We start from the raw sequence: 18,851 nt of genomic DNA, 5'->3' as shown, positions 1-18,851 counted from the left end.
CACAGGGACACTGCAACCCCAGGGGCGCGAGTTTGCTGGCGAGGAATTCAGCGCGGTTTCGGACCGAACGCCGACGCGGTGATGCCCCATTGCCCCAGCCAGTAGCTGAGGATGATCACGTAGGGGGCGGCGTCGAACGGTACGACAAAGCGGCTGATGCCGATCACGCTGTCGGAAAACACAAACGCCACGGCACCTGCCGCCGCCAACAATGCCGTGCGCTTGGGCAGCTCAGTACCGAGTCGAGCCAGCGCCCGCCACAGCATAGCGCTGATGGCCACGCCGTAAACGATCACGGGCACCAGCAACGGCCCCAGTCCATGGGCAATCAGAACCCCCAACAGCACGGCGCCTACGGCGAGGGCGAGCATCAGCGGGAGCAACGCCAAACGCCGGCAATCACTCAAGTACGCTTTCAGGTACGCCAGGTGCGCGACCAGAAACGCGCCCAGGCCAAACACAAATAAATCCCCCGGCCACGCCAGCAACACGTCGCCGAGCAAAGAGAACATCAAACCTAGGCTGATCCAGCGCCGATAATCGCTGGGTGGCGCGTCGTGCAACCAGCCGAGCAAGGCGAGCACCGGCAACGGCTTGACCACCAGACAAAGCAGCGCGGCGTGGATGCTCAGCCCGTAGAGAAACGTGACTGCGCCCATTAGTGCCAGGATCAGCCAGCCCATGATCAGTTGACCTTGATCGCGCAGTCGAACGTTTGCACCGCCGGTGTTTCAGGCTCCCACGGCTGCGAGTACGTCAGGCGTAATCGGCCGGCGCCGGCGGCAAAGGCCTGGAAGCGCCAAGTCGAGATACCCGCACTGCCGACGATCCCGGAATCCTCCGGGTTGCGATAGACCTCGGGGCTCAGCGCCCGCAATACGCCACCGGCCGAATCCTGGATCGACCAGCGGTAACCCGTGGTCGGGTTGCTCGGCAGGCTCACAATCAGGTTTTGCCCACTGTTCAATTGCGCCGGGCATTCGCTTTGCTTTTCCACGGTCACGTTCTGTTTGGGTTGCGTAGCGCAGGCGGCCAGCAAGGTGAGGGCGAGAGGGACAAGCAGGCGGGTGGGGGACATAAGGTCAGCGGCTCCGGCATTCACGACGAACGGCGAGCATAACTGAAGAACAGACAAAGCGTGACGGTCCGGTCGGGGGCGAGCGTAGCGGGCGGCGTAAGTGCCGACGCTATCGCGAGCCAACTCGTTCCCGCAGGGGGCATGCAATCCTGGTGGGAACGAGCTTGCTCGCGATGGCGATGACGCTAGAGGGTTTTCAGAACAATACCTTCGCGACATCGGCAAAGCGTTTGGCGAAATGGACGGTCATGCCTTCTTTGAGGTAGTCCGGCAGTTCTTCGAAACTGCCCCGGTTCGGTTCTGGCAGGATCAACTCGAAAATCTTCTGTCGGCGCGCGGCGATTACCTTCTCGCGCACCCCGCCAATCGGCAAGACATGCCCGGTCAACGTCAGTTCGCCGGTCATGGCCACGCCTTTTTTCGGTGCCTGGTTACGTGCCAGCGAGAGCAGGGCGCTGGCCATGGTCACGCCGGCACTCGGACCGTCTTTCGGGGTGGCGCCTTCCGGCACGTGCAGGTGGACGAACGCTTCGTCGAAGAACTTCGGGTCACCGCCAAACGACTTCAGATTAGAGCTGACGTAGCTGTAGGCGATTTCTGCCGACTCTTTCATCACATCGCCCAGTTGCCCGGTGAGCTTGAAACCGCGGTTGAGCGTGTGGATGCGTGTGGCTTCGATCGGCAGTGTGGCGCCGCCCATGCTGGTCCAGGCCAAGCCCGTGATGACGCCGGTGCCGGACAGAACCTGTTCGTTACGGAACACCGGGTGGCCGAGTGAGGCTTCGAGGTCTTTGGGGCCGAGCTTGATCACCGCTTGCGGGGCGTCGATCAACTTCACGACCGCTTTACGCACCAGTTTGCCTAACTGCTTCTCCAACTGCCGCACGCCGGCTTCGCGGGCGTAGCCGTCGATCAGAGCCTTCAACGCACTGTCGCTGATGCTCAAGCTGTTTTTGGAGACGCCAGCCTTCTCCAACTGCTTGGGCCACAGGTGACGCTTGGCAATGGCGATTTTTTCTTCGGTGATGTAACCCGACAGGCGAATCACTTCCATGCGGTCCAGCAATGGGCCGGGGATCGAGTCCAGGGTATTGGCGGTGCAGACGAACAGCACTTTCGACAGGTCCAGACGCAGGTCCAGATAATGGTCGAGGAATTCGACGTTCTGTTCCGGGTCCAGGGTTTCGAGGAGCGCCGAGGCCGGGTCGCCCTGGTAGCTCTGACCCATTTTGTCGATCTCGTCGAGCATGATCACCGGGTTCATCACTTCGACGTCTTTCAACGCCTGCACCAATTTGCCCGGCTGGGCGCCGATGTAGGTCCGGCGGTGCCCCTTGATCTCGGCTTCGTCGCGCATGCCGCCGAGGCTGAAGCGGTAGAAGGGCCGGCCGAGGGATTCGGCAATCGATTTGCCGACGCTGGTCTTGCCCACGCCCGGTGGGCCCACCAGCAGCACGATGGAGCCGCTGATTTCGCCTTTATAAGCGCCGACGGCGAGAAATTCGAGGATGCGGTCCTTGATGTCATCGAGGCCCGCGTGGTGTTTGTCCAGCACCTTGCGCGCGTGTTTGAGGTCGAGTTTGTCCTCGCCGTACACGCCCCACGGCACGGACGTCGCCCAGTCGAGGTAGTTGCGGGTGACCGCGTACTCCGGCGAGCCAGTTTCGAGGATCGACAGCTTGTTCACTTCCTCGTCAATGCGTTTGCGTGCCTGAGGTGGCAACACTTTGCCGTTCAGACGCTGTTCAAACTGCTCGATGTCGGCGCTGCGGTCGTCTTTTGTAAGCCCCAGCTCTTGCTGGATAACCTTGAGTTGTTCCTTGAGGAAGAACTCGCGCTGGTGCTCGCCGATCTTGCGGTTCACTTCGGCGGATATTTCTTTTTGCAGGCGCGCGACTTCGACTTCCTTGCGCAGCATCGGCAGGACTTTTTCCATGCGTTTGAGCATCGGCACGCAGTCGAGCACTTCTTGCAGCTCGTTTCCGGTGGCCGAGGTCAGGGCGGCGGCGAAGTCGGTCAGCGGCGAGGGATCGTTTGGACTGAAGCGGTTGAGGTAGTTCTTTAGTTCTTCGCTGTACAGCGGGTTGAGCGGCAGCAGTTCCTTGATCGCGTTGATCAAGGCCATGCCGTAGGCCTTGACCTCATCGGTCGGCTCGGAGGGCTGGTGTGGGTATTCGACTTCCACCAGATACGGCGGGCGATGGTGCTTGAGCCAGGTTTTGATCCGCACGCGGGTCAGGCCCTGAGCGACGAATTGTAACTTGCCGTTTTCGCGGCTGGCGTGGTGAACTTTGACCAGGGTGCCGTAGAGCGGCAACACCGAGGTGTCGAAATGGCGCGGGTCTTCCTGGGGCGTGTCCATGTAGAACAGGGCCAGGGAGTGGTGATCGGATTTGCTCACCAAGTCCAGGGTTTCGGCCCAGGGTTCTTCATTGACGATGACCGGCAGCACCTGGGCCGGGAAGAACGGGCGGTTGTGGATCGGGATGATGTAAACCTTGTCCGGCAGGTTCTGCCCTGGGAGGGCAAGGCCTTTGCTGCTGGAGGGGTGTTCGGCGTTCTCGGGGTCGGCGTATTCGCCTGGGTCTGCAGGGAATTCTTGCTGGTCGCTCATGGGGCACCTGCGCAATGGAGTATGGCTCTTAGATGGGGCAGGTGGCGGGTGGTTTCAATGGGCGCGGATATTTCAAGGTATGTGCCCAGCGCTGCGAGGGTGGCCGGCCACTGGTTTTGAGCAGCGACTCGCACCGCTCAGGTTAGCCGGCGTCCCTAAACGCCGGTCCCTACTCCGTGCGGTTACCAAGGTTAAAACCTCGTCGAAGCATCCTGAAAAACTGGCGGATGAATGGCCCCCCTTCTATCTTCAGATATGTGTTTGATGGTCGATAGCCTATACACAAGCTTATAGGTTGCATAAGTATTGCCTCGGTGAGTGATAACGCGACGTTTAATATTCAATGATGGCACTTGGCCTTAAATGAGGCATGATCACGCACCGTGATGCTGATCAGCGTGACTTCACCGCCAAGGCAGGCCAGTTCGACTCCCTGACTTTACTGGATGCTCCATGGCCCGTTTTTTCTACTCTTTACTTATGATTGCTGCCACCTGCGCCAGCCCTTTGCTCAGCGCTGCTCCCGTGCAAATCCAGGTACATGACCAGAATGGTCTGCCGCTGGCCGATGCCGTGGTTACGTTACAAGGACCGATTGGCCAGCCGGCCGGCACGCTCAAGGCCGATATGGACCAGCGTGACCAGCAATTCGCGCCCCATGTTTTGGCGGTTCACACCGGCACGTTGATCAAATTCCCCAACAGCGACAACATTCGCCATCAGGTCTATTCGTTCTCTCCGGCCAAACGCTTTGAATTGCGGTTGTACGAAGGCACGCCATCGGCCCCGGTGTTGTTCGACAAACCTGGCGTGGTGGTCCTTGGTTGCAATATTCATGACTGGATGCTCGGTTACGTGTACGTCACCGACGACCCGCGATTTGGTGTGACCGATGCACAGGGTCAACTGATGCTGGAGGCGCCGACTGGGGTTTACCACGCAACGCTGTGGCATCCCCAGGCGCTGGACATGCAACCGGTCGATGGCGCTCAAGTGACGGTCCCGGCGAAGGGCCTCAAGCATGATTTTGCCCTGACGCTGCAAGCCAAGCCTGGGCAAGCCACTGCCGCGCCGCCGAGTGCCTTTGGTGATGCCTTTAAGCGAGCGGCCCATGAAACTGCGCAGTAGCTTTCAGGCGCGAGTCGCCTGTGTCCTCATCCTGCTGCTGCTGATTGTGGTGGGCGCGCTGTATTTCAGCGTGAAAGTGGCAACCAATTCGGCGGTGCGCAGCCAGGCCGCCTCTCAGCTGGAAGTCGGTGCGCGGGTCTTCGAACGCTTGCTGGACACGCGCGGTCGGCGGCTGGCAGACGGCGCGCAGTTGCTGGCAGCTGACTTCGGCTTTCGCGATGCGGTGGCCAGCGGTGATTCGGCGACGATGCGCTCGGTGCTGTTGAACCACGGCAAACGTATCAATGCCAGTGACATGATCCTGCTGGGCATGGACGGCAAAGTCCTGGCCAGCACCCTTGATGATGTGGCTGAGGGCTCACTGTTTCGTTACGAGCAGGCGCTGCGCACCGCGCGGGACAGTCAGCAGACCATGCTGATCGTTCCGTTGCAGGGCAAACCGCATTTGCTGGTGGAGGCCGCGGTGCTGGCGCCATTGCCGATCGCCCGAGTGGTGATGGGTTTCAGCATGGACAGCAGCTGGGCCATGGAACTGCGCGCGCTGACCAATCTGGAGGTGTCTTTTCTGACGGTGGATCGCCAGCAGGTGGGTGAGTTAGTCAGCACCCAGCCAGAGGCGATGGACGCCAGTCTGAAACGCTTGATGCTTGATAAAACCCCCGGTAGCCAAGTGCAATTGAGCGAGCACATGGACCACAGCTTTTTAAGCCAGTCGCTGATGTTAGCCAGTGCCGGGGCGGGCAGTGAGAGCCAGGTCATCGCACTGCTGCAAAGCCCACTGGACGCGGCGATGCAGGCCTTTGCGCCGCTTTATGAAAAGATTCTCGGGATTGCGCTGGTGGCGTTGCTCGGCTCATTAGCCGGCGCGTTGCTGTTGGCCCGTGGTGTGTCGCAACCGGTGCGTGAGCTGGCGGAGGCGGCTGAGCGCATTGGCCAGGGCGATTACCAAACCCCGGTCAGCCTTGAACGCAGCGACGAACTCGGTCGATTGGCCAAGGCTGTCGATGCCATGCAACGGGGCATCGCCGAACGCGAGCAGCAACTGGCTCACAACGCGCTGCACGACTCACTGACCGGGCTGCCCAACCGGATGCTCGCGATGGAGCGTCTGGGCAGTGCGATTTCGGCGCAGCGGCCGATGGCCCTGGTGTACCTGGGCATCGACAATTTGCGCGCAATCAATGAAAACGCCGGGCCGGAATCGGTCGATCAGTTACTGCGTCAAACGGGTCAGCGCCTGCAATTAGCGCTGCGTCCCGGCGACACGGTGGCGCATTTGATTGCCGATGAATTCTTGTTATTGCTCGACGGCCTCGACGGTGATGCGGCGGTGGCGGTCGCTGACCAACTTCAGCAACTGCTGCTCAAGCCGCAGCGAATCAATGGCCACGACTTGGCCCTGGACTGCCGCTTGGGCATCGCCGCCTATCCTGTGGACGGTTTGAGTGCTCAGACTTTGCTTGAACGCGCAGCCATTGCGATGAAAGACGCCGCCCAACTGCCCGGCCGCCTGCAAATATATGAACAGGGCCGCGACCTTGCGCATCGCCGTCAGATCACCCTGATTCGCGACCTGCGCCATGCCGCTACCAACGGCGAACTGGTGCTGCATTACCAACCCAAACTGGACATCCGCAAAGGCGTTGTGCGCCAGGCCGAGGCGTTGTTGCGCTGGCAGCATCCGCAATTTGGCCTGGTTTCGCCGGCGGAGTTCATCCCCCTGGCCGAGCGCACGGGCAGCATCCAGACGCTGACCAATTGGGTAATCGCTGATGGCATGCGCCAGCTTTCCGAATGGAATCGACGCGGGCTGCGCTTGCAGTTGTCGTTGAATATTTCGGCGGACGATCTGCTCAGTGATGACCTTGCGCAACGGGTTTCGGCGCTGTTGCGGGTGTACCGTCTCCCGGCCGAGCAACTGATTTTCGAAATCACTGAAAGCGCCGTCATGCGTGAACCGGAGCGCGCATTGAAGGTACTGCATGAATTGCGCGAGTGCGGCATCAGCCTGTCGGTGGATGACTTCGGCACCGGCTACTCGTCCCTGGCTCACCTCAAGCGACTGCCGGTGCAGGAACTGAAAATCGACCAGTCCTTTGTGCGCAATCTGGACGAAACCAGTGAAGACGCGGTGATCGTCCGTTCGACCATCGAAATGAGCCATAACCTGGGGCTCAAAGTAGTCGCCGAAGGGGTGGAATATGCCCGCAGCCTGCGCCTGCTGGAACGTTGGCACTGCGACACGGCCCAGGGTTACCTCATTAGCCGACCGCTGACCGCTGCCGCGTTCGAAGCCTGGGTAGCGTTGCCCTTCAGCGCTCAAACTTCTTTGGTTCATTGAGGCTGACGATGCTGCGTTTCTCCTTGTTGGTTGCCTGTCTCGTCGGTCTGACCCTGCCCATCGCCCAAGCCGACAACGGACGGTTGATCGCCACTGGCGGCGCCAGCAGCCTCGAAGGTGCGGCGGGTGGTGGTATCACGCCGTGGGCGGTACTCGCCGGTTACGGTGAAAAGAACGAGTGGGGCGCCACGGCATTCGCGACCACCGTCAACCTGCCGGACTATCGGCTTGACGTTGCCGGGATGGCCCTGGCTTACGACAACCGCGTCGAACTGTCCTTCGCGCGGCAGCGCTTGGATTTAGGCGCTTTGGTGCAGAAGTTGAACCTGCCGGAAGACAGCCTGAGTCAGGACGTGCTGGGGGTGAAAGTGCGCTTGTTCGGCGACGTGATCTACGACGACTTGCCGCAAGTGTCGTTGGGCCTGGAGTACAAACACCAGCGTGATTTCCTGATCCCGAGCCTGGTAGGCGCCAAGCGCGACAGCGACACCGAAGGGTATCTGGCGGCCAGTCGGTTATTCATGGGCGCGGCGTTTGGCTACAACCTGCTGGTCAATGGCAGCTTGCGCTACAGCCGGGCCAACGAAATGGGCTTGCTGGGGTTTGGTGGTGATCGTCGAGATACCCGCAGCCTGCTCAAAGAAGGTTCGTTGGCGGTGTTGTTCAACCCGCGTTGGGCGCTGGGCGTGGAGTATCGCGAGAAGCCAGACAACCTGTCGTTTTCCGGGGAAAGCGATTGGACGGATCTGTTTATCGGTTACTTCCCCAACAAACATGTGTCGGTGGTGCTGGCCTACGCACGGCTCGGAGAAATCGCCACGCTGGACAATCAGAACGGTACATATCTGTCCGTTCAGGGGAGTTTTTGATGCGTGTTCTCCTTTTGAGTCTGGTGTTGTTCTTGAGCGCTTGCGCGCAACAACCCGCCAAGGATGACAGCCTCTATCGTGACCTTGGGGCGCGTGCGGGGATCACGCGAATTGTCGAGGGCATGCTGCTGAACATTGCGCGAGATGAACGCATCGTCGAGCATTTTCGCAAGGTCGATATTCAGCGTTTGCGCGACAAGCTGATTGAAAAGTTTTGTGTCGAGGCGGGCGGTCCGTGTGTGTATAGCGGCGACAGCATGGCCGAGAGTCACAGGGGGCAGCACGTCAGCCGCAGCGACTTCAATGCGCTGGTTGAAGACTTGATCGCGGCGATGGATCAGCAGGGGATTGCCGTGCCGGTGCAGAACCGTTTGATCGCCCGGCTGGCGCCGATGCGCTCCGAGGTCATCGAGCAGTAAATTCGGTGCTCTGAACCTTTAACGGTTGAGCCACAAAAAAGGCGACTCCCTCACAGGCGTCGCCTTTCGTTTAACTGCCGCCAGAGCTTACTTGGACAGCGTGTAAGCGATCACATAGTCGCCCATTTTGGTGCCCAGCGAGCCGTGGCCGCCGACGACGAGCAGGACGTACTGTTTGCCGTCCTTGCCGGTGTAGGTCATCGGTGTGGCTTGGCCGCCGGCCGGCAGGCGCGACTTCCACAGTTCCTTGCCGCTATTGACGTCATAGGCGCGCAGGTACTGGTCGAGAGTGCCGCTGAGGAAGCCGACGCCGCCCGCAGTGACCATCGAACCGCCCATGCTTGGCACGCCGAGCGGCAGACCGATCGGCAGTGGCGAGCTGTCGCGGCTGGTGCCGTTTTTGCGTTTCCACACCACTTTATTGGTGGTCAGGTCGATGCCGGTGACATAGCCCCAGGCTGGTGCCTGGCACGGTACGCCGAATGGCGACATGAACGGGTGCATGGTCACGGCAAACGGCGCGCCGGTGTTTGGCTGGATGCCAGCGGTTTCGCTTTCGCGCTTGCTGTCAGCCGCGACTTCGGCGCGTGGGATCATTTTCGACACGAACGCCATGTAGTTCGGGCTGGTGAACAGCAGTTGGCGAACCGGATCGACCGACACGCTGCCCCAGTTGAACACACCGACGTTACCCGGATAGATCAGGCTGCCCTGCAACGACGGCGGGGTGTACTGACCTTCGTAGCGCAGTTCCTTGAACTGGATGCGGCACAGCATCTGGTCGAACGGGCTGGCGCCCCACATGGCTTTTTCGGTCAGTTCCGGGGCCAGCAGGTTCAGGTCCGAGCGCGCCTGGGTCGGTGCGGTGTGGTCGCCTGCCACTGCGCCTTGCGGCACTGGAATCTCGCGTATCGGCACAATCGGTGTGCCATCGCGACGGTCGAGCACGTACAGGCTGCCCTGTTTGGTCGGTGCGATCAGCGCCGGCTTGACGCCATCAGCGGTCTTCAGGTCCAGCAGGGTCGGTTGGCTGCCGACGTCCATGTCCCACAGATCGTGGTGGGTGAACTGATAGTTCCAGCGCACCTTGCCGGTGGCCAGGTCCAGAGCCACCAGGCCGGCGCTGAATTTCTCGGCGCCTGGCATACGGTCGCCGCCCCACTGGTCAGGCATTTGATTGCCCAGCGGCAGGTAGACCATACCCAGTTTTTCGTCGACGCTGGCCAGCGACCACATGTTCGGCGAGTTGCGGGTATAGGTTTTGCCCGGCGCCAAAGGCTCGGTCGCCTCCGGATTGCCGCTGTCCCAGTTCCAGACCAGGTGACCGTCATGCACATCGAACGCACGGATCACGCCCGAAGGCTCATTGGTCGATTCGTTATCGGTGACGTGACCGCCCATGATCACCAGATCACGGGTAATCGCGGCCGGGGAGGTGGCGTAGTAACCACCGGCGGTGAACGGACCGATGCCCTGGGTCAGGTCAATGGTGCCTTTATTGCCAAAGCCTTCGCAGACCTTGCCGGTGTCGGCGTTGATCGCGATCAGACGCGCATCGGCGGTCGGCAGGTATAGACGACGCGGGCAGGCTTGAGCAACGGCTTTGCCAGCGTCGGAAATGACGGCGGCCGAGGCGTTAGCCGACTTGGCGTAGTCGTTCTCGTCGTAGTAAGAGACGCCACGGCAGGTCATGTGGGCGAAACCCTTGAAGCCCACCGGGCTCTTGATCTGCGGGTCGAAGCGCCAGATTTCCTTGCCAGTGTCCGGGTCCAGTGCCAGCACCTTGCTGTGGGCGGTGCAGGCATAGAGCATGCCGTTGACCTTCAGCGGGGTGTTTTCGTTGGTCAGTTCCACCGGGTCATCAGCCGTCGGCAGGTCGCCAGTGCGGATACGCCAGGCTTCCTGCAACTTGCCGACGTTGGCCGGGGTGATTTGCTTCAGCGGCGAGTAGCGATCACCGAACTCGGTACGGCCATAAGACTGCCAGTCGCCATCGGGCATCGCTGGGGCGGTGCTGGTCAGGTCCGTTGTGTCGCGGCCCAGTTCGCCGAAGACTTCACCCGGATGCGTGAATTGACTGCCCACCGCGGCGGCGCCAGACAGAAGCACAGCGACGCTCAGCGCCGCGGTGCCCAGCGGTGCGGCGCCTTCGCGCAGCAACGGTCGGCGGAACCACGGCAACAGCAAGACCACACCCAGCGCAAACCACAGCGCAAGACGCGGCACCAGTTGCCACCAGTCGAGACCGACTTCCCACAGCGCCCAAACGGTACTGGCAAACAACACCAGTGCATACAGGCCCAGTGCTGCGCGGCGAGCGGCAATCAGCAGCACGCCGGTCAGTGCAAAGCCGATACCGGCCAGCAGGTAATACAGCGAGCCGCCGAGCATGCTCAGCTTGATCCCCCCGGCCAGCATGGCCAGGCCCATTAGCAGAAGCAGGATACCGAGCAGGCTCGGTAGCAGACGGCTTCGACTCAAAGCACCATCAGTGCTCATAGTGTGGTTTCTCCGTGACGTTTAAGTAGTCCCGCGCAAGTTCACTGTAGATGACGATCTTGCGTGGGCATTGGTTCAGTTGCAAAAGTGAAATGTGGGCTATGCGTGTTTAGTTGAAACGGTCTCTTGTGGGAACGAGCCTGGGGCAGTCAACTGACGGCTTCTTTGCAGGCGGGCTCGCGCGCACAGGGTTTTGGGTGTCGGTTAGAACGATGAAGTGATCTTGATCCCGCCAATCAGTGCGTCATCGACGTTGTCCACGCCACCGGGGTGGCGAATGTATTGCAGGTTCGGGCGCACGGTCAGCCAATCGGTCACATGCACGCCGTAATAGAGTTCGGCGCTGTATTCGGTGTCTTGCGGCGGCAAGAAGGCTGGGTCGTCGTAGTCATAAACGGCACGAGCGTGGTTGCTGGCCTCGGCGTTTTTTCGATAAGCCGGGTTGACGTGAACGCGGGCGAGCGCGAAGCCAATGTCATCTTTGGCGCGGGCATCGAACAGGCCTTTGTAGACCACGCCGGCCTGGACGTAGTTGTCGATGGCGTTGGTCTTCTTGTCGTGCATCGTGCCGTTGGCGAACACGCTCAAACCGCGAGAATTGTCGCTGGCGCGGCGGGTGATCTGCTGTTGAACACCGAGCCAAACGCCGTGCTTGCTTGATGCGCTGCGATACGCTTCGCCGCTGAGGGCGGCAGGCTGGCCGTTGCTGTCCTTATAGACGTCGGTGGCCTTGGCACTGCTGTAGTAGTAACCGGCGCGGTATTCGCCCGGCAGGCCATCGAGCGTCGGCGACCACACCAGTTCAACCGGAATGACCGCGCCTTGGGTGCCGCTGCCGCTGAGCTTGAAGCCGTTGCCGCGATCAAGGTTCGAGGGGTTCTGCTCGTAGGCGCCGATTTGCGCGTAGAGCTGAGGTGTCAGGTGATATTTAACGCGCATCGCCCACTGGCTGACCGGCCAGTTGTACCAGATGCCGCCGACCCAGTTGCCGACCTGCGAGCCACAGAACGCCAGGTTCTGGAAGTCGCAAGGAAAGCTGTTGAAATCTTCGCCTTCGCCGAAACGGCCGACTTTGATATCAAGCCGCTGATCGAAGAATTTCTGCTGGTACCACATCTGCGTCAGGCGCCAGGTTTGTCCACGACCCCAGACTTCCTGGGCCGAGGTGAAACCGCCGACTCGTGGGTCGTTGATACGGTCGTTGCTGATGTTGTTGCCGTTGCGTTCAGTGACGGTCAATTGAAATTCGGCATCGTCCCAGCCGAGGATTTTCTGCAAATCCAGATGCGTGCCGAGGCCGAATTGATCGCTGTAACGCGCCGTGCGGTCGTGGTCGTAGCCGCCGTGGAGGTTGCTCCCCATTTCGCCGGTGTAATCGACTTTGAAGTCGTAGCCTTTTTGCGCAAGTTCGGTGCGGGTGCCGTTCCAGTCGCCGAGCATCCACGGCGAATCGCTATCGAAAGCTGGGGCTGCGTGAGCGCAGGTGATGAGTCCCAAAGCGCTGAGGCCACCGAACAAGTGAAGGACTTTTCGGTGGGCAACAGAAGGTCGGACAGCGCTGTCTCGCAAAGTCTGTGAATAGTGCATAGAGAGGTCGTTCTGAGTCTTTTTATGAGGGTACGAGCTGAACGCGGTAGGAATGAAGCCGGCAGCGGAACCGTTTCAGCTTTAGGGCGCAAGGATAATATTCCGTTACACATAGAGAAAGATGTTTTATTGACATGGATCATCTTCAATTCGGTAACAGTCTGTCGGGGCCGCGACATTTTCGCGCAGGAAGATTCGCAAGCGTCGATCTTTCCACGTTCACCTACATTTAACGGACCGCTCATAGAGCGCTTCCCCCCAACGAAGCCCTCGGCTAAGGTGCGCGGCTTCTTCATTATTACTTTGCTCAAAGGCCCGGCATGACCGAACAGAACAACAACCCGCTGCACGGCGTGACCCTGGAACACATCCTCAACGCCTTGGTTGAACATTACGAATGGTCGGGTCTGGCTGAACGCGTCGACATTCGCTGCTTCAAGAGCGATCCGAGCATCAAATCGAGTCTGACGTTTCTGCGTAAAACCCCATGGGCGCGGGAGAAAGTCGAAGGGCTTTACGTCAAGCTGATGCGCACCAAGCGCCCCGTCTGAACAGGGGCACCCTGATGGCGCCGGGGTCTGCCGCGAGGCGTCGGTGGGTTGCCATGAGTGCGGTACTCGGTTGGGCGGCGCTGAGCATTCAGATGTACCTGATCATCGACTCACGCTGGAACCTGGGGGCCAGTCTGCTCGGTGGGCTGGTGAGTTTTTTCAGTTATTTCACGGTGCTGACCAACACGTTGGTCGCGGTGGTGCTGACCTGTGAGCTGACCACTCGAGATTCGGCGTCGCGACGCTGGTTTTTGCAGCCGTGGGTGAGTAGCGCGATTGCCGTCAGCATCGCTGTGGTTGGCCTGGCCTACAGCCTGTTATTGCGCCATCTGTGGCATCCACAAGGCTGGCAATTTGTGGCCGATGAACTGCTGCATGACGTGATGCCGCTGCTGTTCCTGGCGTATTGGTGGCTGTGTGTGCCCAAAGGCACGTTGCGTCTACGCCACATTGCGTTGTGGGTGATTTATCCGCTGGTGTACTTCGCGTATGCGCTGCTGCGCGGGCACTTGTTGAGTGCTTATGCCTATCCGTTCATTGACGTCGGTACGCTCGGTTATCCACAGGTGTTCGTCAATGCCGCGGGGATATTGGCGGGTTTTATGCTGATTGCGTTGCTGGTGGTGGGGCTTGATCGGCACCTGGCTCGCAGGTAAGCGTTGACGATGGCGAGGGCGTGCGTTCCCTCGCCACAAAAAACACCGAGCCTGATGCGTTTGATTACGTTTCGTCGCTACCCTCTAGCCGCCAGTAGCCGGCGGCTTTGACGAACTGATCGTCCAGGCCGTGTTCCTCCAGCAGCACTCGGCGTATCTGACGCGACACTTTGGTTTCGGTTGCGACCCACGCGTACAGATGGCCCTCGGGCACTTTTAATTGTTTGACGGTGGTCAGCAGGCGGTCGTTGCCCCCCTCGCGCATCACCCAGATCACCGTGACCTGCGCTGGGCTTTCGAGCGGTTGTTGCTCGGCTTCGTTCTCCACTTCGACGACCACCAGCGCCCGCCGATTGGCCGCCAGGCCCTCCAGGCGTCGAGCGATGGCAGGCAGGGCCGTCTCGTCGCCGATCAGCAAATAACTGTCGAAGATGTCCGGCACGATCATCGAACCGCGTGGACCGCCGATGTGCAGCAATTGTCCGGGCTCGGCCTGTTCGGCCCACGTCGAGGCAGGACCTTCGCCGTGCAGAACGAAATCGATGTCCAGCTCCAAGGTGTTCAGGTCGTAGCGGCGCGGAGTGTAGTCGCGCATGGCTGGCATCGGTCCCTGGTCTTTGCCGGCACCCAGCACCAGGGTTTCCAGTGCCGCCGTTTCCGCTGCATTTTGTGGGAACAGCAGCTTGACGTGGTCGTCCGTGCCCAGGCTGATGAAACCCGCCAGTTGCGGTCCGCCCAAGGTGATCCGGCGCATCCGTGGGGTCAAATCGACTACCCGCAGGACTTCCAGTCGACGACGTTTGATCTCATGCATTACACGGTGGATGGTCTGGGTATCGACAGCAGTCATTCGGCGTTCTCCTGGACAAATTCAACGGCAGGACCGTCGACGATGGCTTTGGCGGTGTCGTTGAGCAGGGTGCTGACGCGCAGGATTTCCTGCGGATTCCAGCGTCCGTGGTGCAATTGCAAGGCATGGCGCAGGTTGTGTACCGCTTCGTGGATTTCGGCGGGACGATCATGGCCGCGCAAGGAGCGTTTGCTGACGTCGATCCGCATGCGCACGCCTTCCAGGGCGATGGCCTGGTCGATCAGGGATTGCCGACCGGCATCGGTTACGCCGTAGCGTTTCTTGCCGCCCTCGGCGTCACCCAGAATCATTTCGCTTTCTTCCAGAAACGTCAGGGTCGGGTAGATCACACCAGGGCTCGGGCTATAGGCACCGTCAAACATGCCTTCGATCTGGCGGATCAGGTCGTAGCCGTGGCAGGGCTGTTCGGCGATCAGGGCGAGCAGCAGCAGTTTCAGATCGCCAGGGGCGAAGACGCGTGGGCCGCGACCGCCGCGCTCGCGTCCGGGTCGCTTCTCGAAGCCGTCGCGGCCGTCGCTGTGTTCTCGATGGGAATGATGGTCTCTCATTGTTCGCTTCTCTCGTCGTGTTTAGATACAACTTAAGATATATCTTTACGAAAAAACAAGTGCTGGCGACCAACGGTGCAAGGCCCATCCTCGGCGTGAGATCAGATCCAGACCCTGAAAACTGTCAGACCTTCAGCCTTGTAACCTTCAAAAAAGTGTATCTATCTCTATCGCTACGGACGGGTTTAGTGCAACTTCTCTAAAGCAATTATTTTTCCTATTGTTTGTTGGAATTGTCATACGCTTCTGTCAGAAGTTTATCTTTGTTTTGTTATTGGATTGTCGATGTGTAGTATTTTTCTGACGGTCAATAAGCGTTTTTATTGAATATCGAGTAATTTTCTTTTCTTGAAATGCACGATTAACTACGCGCTTGCCAGAAAGGTCCTGCTTACTTTTAATTTGATCTGGTTGATGATGTTTCGGCGTTAGAAGTTCAAGCATGAAGCCCTCGGGTGGTTGCACAACAAGGTGGTTGAATTCTTAGCGTTTTAAAGAGCGAACAACTGTGTTTGTACGGTCTTTTATTCAGCTGACTATTTTGAAAATACAGGTATTCAAACATGTTCAAAAAAATTGCAATGGCTGCCCCTCTGACTGTTCTGATGTTCGGCTCGATAGCTGTACAGGCCAAGGATGATGCCAGCAGCACCATCAACATCACGGCTGACATTCCGACCAAGCAGTTCCATGCCCAGCCACGGGATCCGAACTTCGGTAAGGATGAAACCATGAGTTTCAACACCGTCACCGGCGAGTTGAGCACTCTGCGTGCAACCTATGACCTGAAAAACACCGATGGTTCGATCGAAGCCTACCTTGACGGTGATGTGGCGTTGTACAGCGGCTCCAGCTCAATTCCACTGACCATTTCGCTGAACGGCGTCACTTTGGGTACAACCCCGGTGGAAGTGGCAGCAGACGCTCCATCTACCCCTGGGATGCAAGCTGATCTGGTGATCACCGCGGCCAAACCCGCAGACGGGCAATCCGGTCTGTTCACCGCTAAACCGGTGGTGATGTTTGATGCTGTGCCGCGCTAATACTAACCGTTGAATCAGTAGTTTTTAGTGAGTTATGCCGCCCGGTTGACAGGCATTCGTTGGCTGTTGATCGGGTTTTAAAGCGCTTATTACCCGCATCCAGAGTATTCGTTTCATGTTCCCGATGACGCCCATCGCGATGGGGCTTGCACTATTTACTTGTGCGGCTGCCCTGGCTTCGCCTGCTGAAGGTAGTGCAGTGCCTACGACATTGCTTGCGCAGGCCAAAGGTTTGCCGGCTGAATTCGAAGAGCACTTCTTCGACGTTCCGTTAGTTGTTCGGGTCGAGCGCGATCAACAGTTTCTGGGGGAGGCGATGATTGTTTTGTCGCGTGATGATCGTCTCACGCTGCTTGAATTTACCGACAGCCGTGACAGTCCGCTTTCTGCCACTGAGCGTGATACGTGGGGGGCCTACCTTAAACCCGGTGTACCGTTAGGTGCGTGTGTCGGAAGTTGCCCGCTTGATATGTTGGCGGTGCATTACAACCTTGAAAACTCGCTGGTCTCCATCGTCACTGAAAGTGCCGAAAGAGACAGTCAGCCCCGTTCTTTCTACGACCAGCCGGACGGTGGCAGCACCGGGCTGATTGTGCGTAATCAGTTAAACCTCAATGGCGGGCAGGAGCAGGATCTAGGCGGACGTTATGGCCTTGAGGCCAGTAGCAGCCTCGGCAGTTGGACCCAAAGCGTCAACCTGCAACTGGCCCGCCTCGGTGGCCCCGATGACCAGCTCTATCACGCCGTCCACGAACTCTATACCCAGCGTGAACTGGAGGGCACCTTCCTGCGCCTGGGCTATTTCATGCCCAACTCTGAAGGTCTGAGCCGTCAGCCCCGTTCGTTCGGCGCCAGCCCCGACACCGCGGTGGGTGTGATGTATGGCAGCTCTGACAGCCTCGCGGTGAACAATCCCAAGCCCAGCGTCTACCCGATTTACGTCACGGCGAATCGCCTGGGATCGGTTGAGATTTATCGCAATGGCCTGTTGATCAATACGCAGCCGGTGCCGGCCGGGTTACAGACCCTCGACACCCGGCCCTTGCCCGGTGGCATTTATGAGGTCGAGGTGCGCCTGATCGAAGACGGCCAGATCACCTCGACCACTCAGGAACTGGTCTACAAACCTAACAACTGGCGCAACCACGACGAACGCTGGCGCTACAACCTGTTTGCCGGTCGCGAGCAAAAACTGCTGAGCAATTGGGATCAACAGTCCGAGGGCGATATGACCGCCGGCGCTGCGTTCAACTTTTTGTTGCACCCACGGGTAATTCTTGGCGTCTCGGGGCGTCAGGTTCGCGATTCGTTGCAGTACGGCAGCTCGATCGACTGGACGATGGCCAACAACGCGAGCCTTTTCGCTAACGTCTACCAGACCCAGGATTACGGCACCGGCGTCGACCTTCAAGGGTTGTACAGCTACGGCCAGGGCAGCGTGGTCGCCAGTCACAATCGCAGTTGGCTCGACACCCGCGACACCTACGAAACCCTGCCGGATGGCACGCGTATTCGTCAGCGCAATGTGTACACCGGCCAAACCAGCAATACCGCGCTGTCGCTGAACCATCGTCTGAACAACCGCGTCTCGCTCAACGGGCGAATCTCCCACAGTGAGGGCAACGTTGAAGGTGTCGGCCTGGACTTGGGCTGGAGTCAGCGTGGCAGGTTGTTTGGCAGCGATGCCAATTGGCGCTTTACGGTGTTTGATCGCCCCGCCAGCTCCAGCAGCGGCGATGAACGCAACCGTGGTGTGGACCTCAGTATCAGCCTGGCACTCGGCGGCCCAGGAGAGCAGTTTTCCGGGAGCATCGGCTCGCGGACTTCGCGCGAGGGTGGCCGCGACACCAACGGTTCGCTGAGTTATCGCAAGGACTTGCAAAACCATGTCCTGCAAAACATCTCGGCGACGGCGCTTGGCGATACCTATGGCTTGGGCCTTTCGGGGACTGCGAGTTTCATGACCGACACGGTGCTGGGGGATGCCTTCGCCCAGCGCTCGTCCTACAGCGGCGGCATCACCGGTGGCCTGAACCTGGACAGCACCTTCGCCGTCGGCGGGCAGGAAATGGTCATGACCAGTCAGTATCAAGGGCGCGGTGCCGGGATGATCATTGATGTTGAATCCGATGTGGAGGGCATTGATCTGCGCGCCGACGACCTCAGTGGCGCCAGCACGGCCCTGCGCCCTGGGCGCAATTTCGTACCGATCACGGCCTATAAAAGCGGCTCCGTGGCTTTGGACTTTGAAGGCAACCATGTGCCGGCCGCCAGCATCCAGCCAGCCCGCATGAGCTATCACCTGAACAAGGGTGGCGTGGCCTACCGCAAGGTGCAGGTGATGAAAACCATGACCGTGCTGGGGCGCCTGGTCGATCCGCAGGGGCGGCCGCTCAAGGGCCATCACCTCATCAACCACGCCAGCCGAGGGGTGAGTGAGGCAGACGGGTTCTTCTCGATGGAAATGAATGCCGGTTCTCCGACCCTGCAAGTGCGGCGTGGCGACCAGTTGCTGTGCCAGTTCCGCCTCGACACGGCCAACGCTCGCAGTGAAAACAATGTGCTGATGATCGGTGACCTGCGTTGCACACCCGATACGTTGGCCGATACCACCTTTAAATCCGAATCGGCAGGTTGATGATGAAAA

The 18,851-nt window shown here is 59.4% G+C and carries 16 protein-coding genes; 8 read left to right on the top strand and 8 right to left on the bottom strand.

Annotated features, from left to right (window positions below; genetic code table 11):
- Nucleotides 1–47: 47 nt before the first annotated feature.
- The 3 genes from RHM68_RS20055 to lon form a co-directional block, all read right to left on the bottom strand.
- Nucleotides 48–683: a lysoplasmalogenase gene (locus RHM68_RS20055; RefSeq protein ID WP_322218296.1), complete on the bottom strand. Its 636-nt coding sequence runs from the start codon at nt 681–683 to the stop codon at nt 48–50.
- Nucleotides 684–685: 2 nt separating this feature from the next.
- Nucleotides 686–1,078, bottom strand: coding sequence for a protease inhibitor I42 family protein (locus RHM68_RS20050; RefSeq protein WP_322218293.1), 393 nt, complete (start codon nt 1,076–1,078; stop codon nt 686–688).
- A 196-nt stretch (nt 1,079–1,274) separates the two neighbouring features.
- Entirely contained in the window at nt 1,275–3,692 is a 2,418-nt protein-coding gene (lon, locus tag RHM68_RS20045; RefSeq protein ID WP_322218290.1) for an endopeptidase La, read from the bottom strand.
- Nucleotides 3,693–4,145: 453 nt separating this feature from the next.
- Here lon and RHM68_RS20040 point away from each other — a divergent pair, with 453 nt between their 5' ends.
- Genes RHM68_RS20040 through RHM68_RS20025 form a run of 4 tightly spaced genes read left to right on the top strand, consistent with a single transcriptional unit; the run spans nt 4,146 to nt 8,449 of the window.
- Nucleotides 4,146–4,820 carry a methylamine utilization protein gene (locus RHM68_RS20040; protein WP_416195207.1) on the top strand — a complete coding sequence of 225 codons (675 nt, stop codon included), beginning with the start codon at nt 4,146–4,148 and terminating at the stop codon, nt 4,818–4,820.
- The gene (locus RHM68_RS20035) at nt 4,804–7,161 is read left to right on the top strand and encodes a putative bifunctional diguanylate cyclase/phosphodiesterase (RefSeq protein WP_322218287.1); all 2,358 of its coding nucleotides are present in this window, start codon (nt 4,804–4,806) and stop codon (nt 7,159–7,161) included. Before RHM68_RS20040 ends, RHM68_RS20035 begins: the two co-directional genes overlap by 17 nt.
- 8 nt (nt 7,162–7,169) lie before the next feature.
- Nucleotides 7,170–8,030, top strand: a complete 861-nt coding sequence (locus RHM68_RS20030; RefSeq protein WP_322218284.1) for a DUF3034 family protein — start codon at nt 7,170–7,172, stop codon at nt 8,028–8,030.
- On the top strand, nt 8,030–8,449 hold the full coding sequence (locus RHM68_RS20025) for a group 1 truncated hemoglobin (protein WP_322218281.1): 420 nt from the start codon (nt 8,030–8,032) through the stop codon (nt 8,447–8,449). The genes RHM68_RS20030 and RHM68_RS20025 overlap by 1 nt, the downstream gene beginning before the upstream one ends.
- 87 nt (nt 8,450–8,536) lie before the next feature.
- On the opposite strand, the gene RHM68_RS20020 is transcribed toward RHM68_RS20025, so the two are convergent.
- Both RHM68_RS20020 and RHM68_RS20015 read right to left on the bottom strand, forming a co-directional pair.
- Entirely contained in the window at nt 8,537–10,948 is a 2,412-nt protein-coding gene (locus RHM68_RS20020) for a glucose/quinate/shikimate family membrane-bound PQQ-dependent dehydrogenase (RefSeq protein ID WP_322218278.1), read from the bottom strand.
- Nucleotides 10,949–11,152: 204 nt separating this feature from the next.
- On the bottom strand, nt 11,153–12,535 hold the full coding sequence (locus tag RHM68_RS20015) for a carbohydrate porin (RefSeq protein ID WP_322218276.1): 1,383 nt from the start codon (nt 12,533–12,535) through the stop codon (nt 11,153–11,155).
- A gap of 320 nt (nt 12,536–12,855) precedes the next feature.
- Between RHM68_RS20015 and RHM68_RS20010 the strand changes: the two genes are divergently transcribed.
- Together RHM68_RS20010 and RHM68_RS20005 are read left to right on the top strand one after the other, a co-directional pair.
- Nucleotides 12,856–13,086 carry a VF530 family protein gene (locus RHM68_RS20010; protein ID WP_322218273.1) on the top strand — a complete coding sequence of 77 codons (231 nt, stop codon included), beginning with the start codon at nt 12,856–12,858 and terminating at the stop codon, nt 13,084–13,086.
- Nucleotides 13,087–13,100: 14 nt separating this feature from the next.
- Entirely contained in the window at nt 13,101–13,742 is a 642-nt protein-coding gene (locus tag RHM68_RS20005) for a Pr6Pr family membrane protein (protein WP_416195206.1), read from the top strand.
- Nucleotides 13,743–13,806: 64 nt separating this feature from the next.
- Here the strand turns inward: RHM68_RS20005 and RHM68_RS20000 are convergent, their stop codons facing one another.
- From RHM68_RS20000 to RHM68_RS19990, 3 genes are all read right to left on the bottom strand, one after another.
- Nucleotides 13,807–14,592 carry a siderophore-interacting protein gene (locus RHM68_RS20000; protein WP_322218267.1) on the bottom strand — a complete coding sequence of 262 codons (786 nt, stop codon included), beginning with the start codon at nt 14,590–14,592 and terminating at the stop codon, nt 13,807–13,809.
- Nucleotides 14,589–15,161, bottom strand: a complete 573-nt coding sequence (locus tag RHM68_RS19995) for a PadR family transcriptional regulator (RefSeq protein WP_322218264.1) — start codon at nt 15,159–15,161, stop codon at nt 14,589–14,591. Before RHM68_RS19995 ends, RHM68_RS20000 begins: the two co-directional genes overlap by 4 nt.
- A gap of 249 nt (nt 15,162–15,410) precedes the next feature.
- On the bottom strand, nt 15,411–15,605 hold the full coding sequence (locus tag RHM68_RS19990; RefSeq protein WP_322218261.1) for a hypothetical protein: 195 nt from the start codon (nt 15,603–15,605) through the stop codon (nt 15,411–15,413).
- A 119-nt stretch (nt 15,606–15,724) separates the two neighbouring features.
- Between RHM68_RS19990 and RHM68_RS19985 the strand changes: the two genes are divergently transcribed.
- Together RHM68_RS19985 and RHM68_RS19980 are read left to right on the top strand one after the other, a co-directional pair.
- Nucleotides 15,725–16,204 carry a CS1 type fimbrial major subunit gene (locus tag RHM68_RS19985; protein ID WP_322218258.1) on the top strand — a complete coding sequence of 160 codons (480 nt, stop codon included), beginning with the start codon at nt 15,725–15,727 and terminating at the stop codon, nt 16,202–16,204.
- A 115-nt stretch (nt 16,205–16,319) separates the two neighbouring features.
- Nucleotides 16,320–18,842, top strand: coding sequence for a CS1-pili formation C-terminal domain-containing protein (locus tag RHM68_RS19980; RefSeq protein ID WP_322218255.1), 2,523 nt, complete (start codon nt 16,320–16,322; stop codon nt 18,840–18,842).
- Nucleotides 18,843–18,851: the final 9 nt, after the last annotated feature.

This window comes from Pseudomonas sp. DC1.2 (genome assembly GCF_034351645.1).
GTDB lineage: Bacteria > Pseudomonadota > Gammaproteobacteria > Pseudomonadales > Pseudomonadaceae > Aquipseudomonas.
Note: the sequence above shows the minus strand (reverse complement) of the source record. Positions and strands in the feature narration are given on the sequence as shown.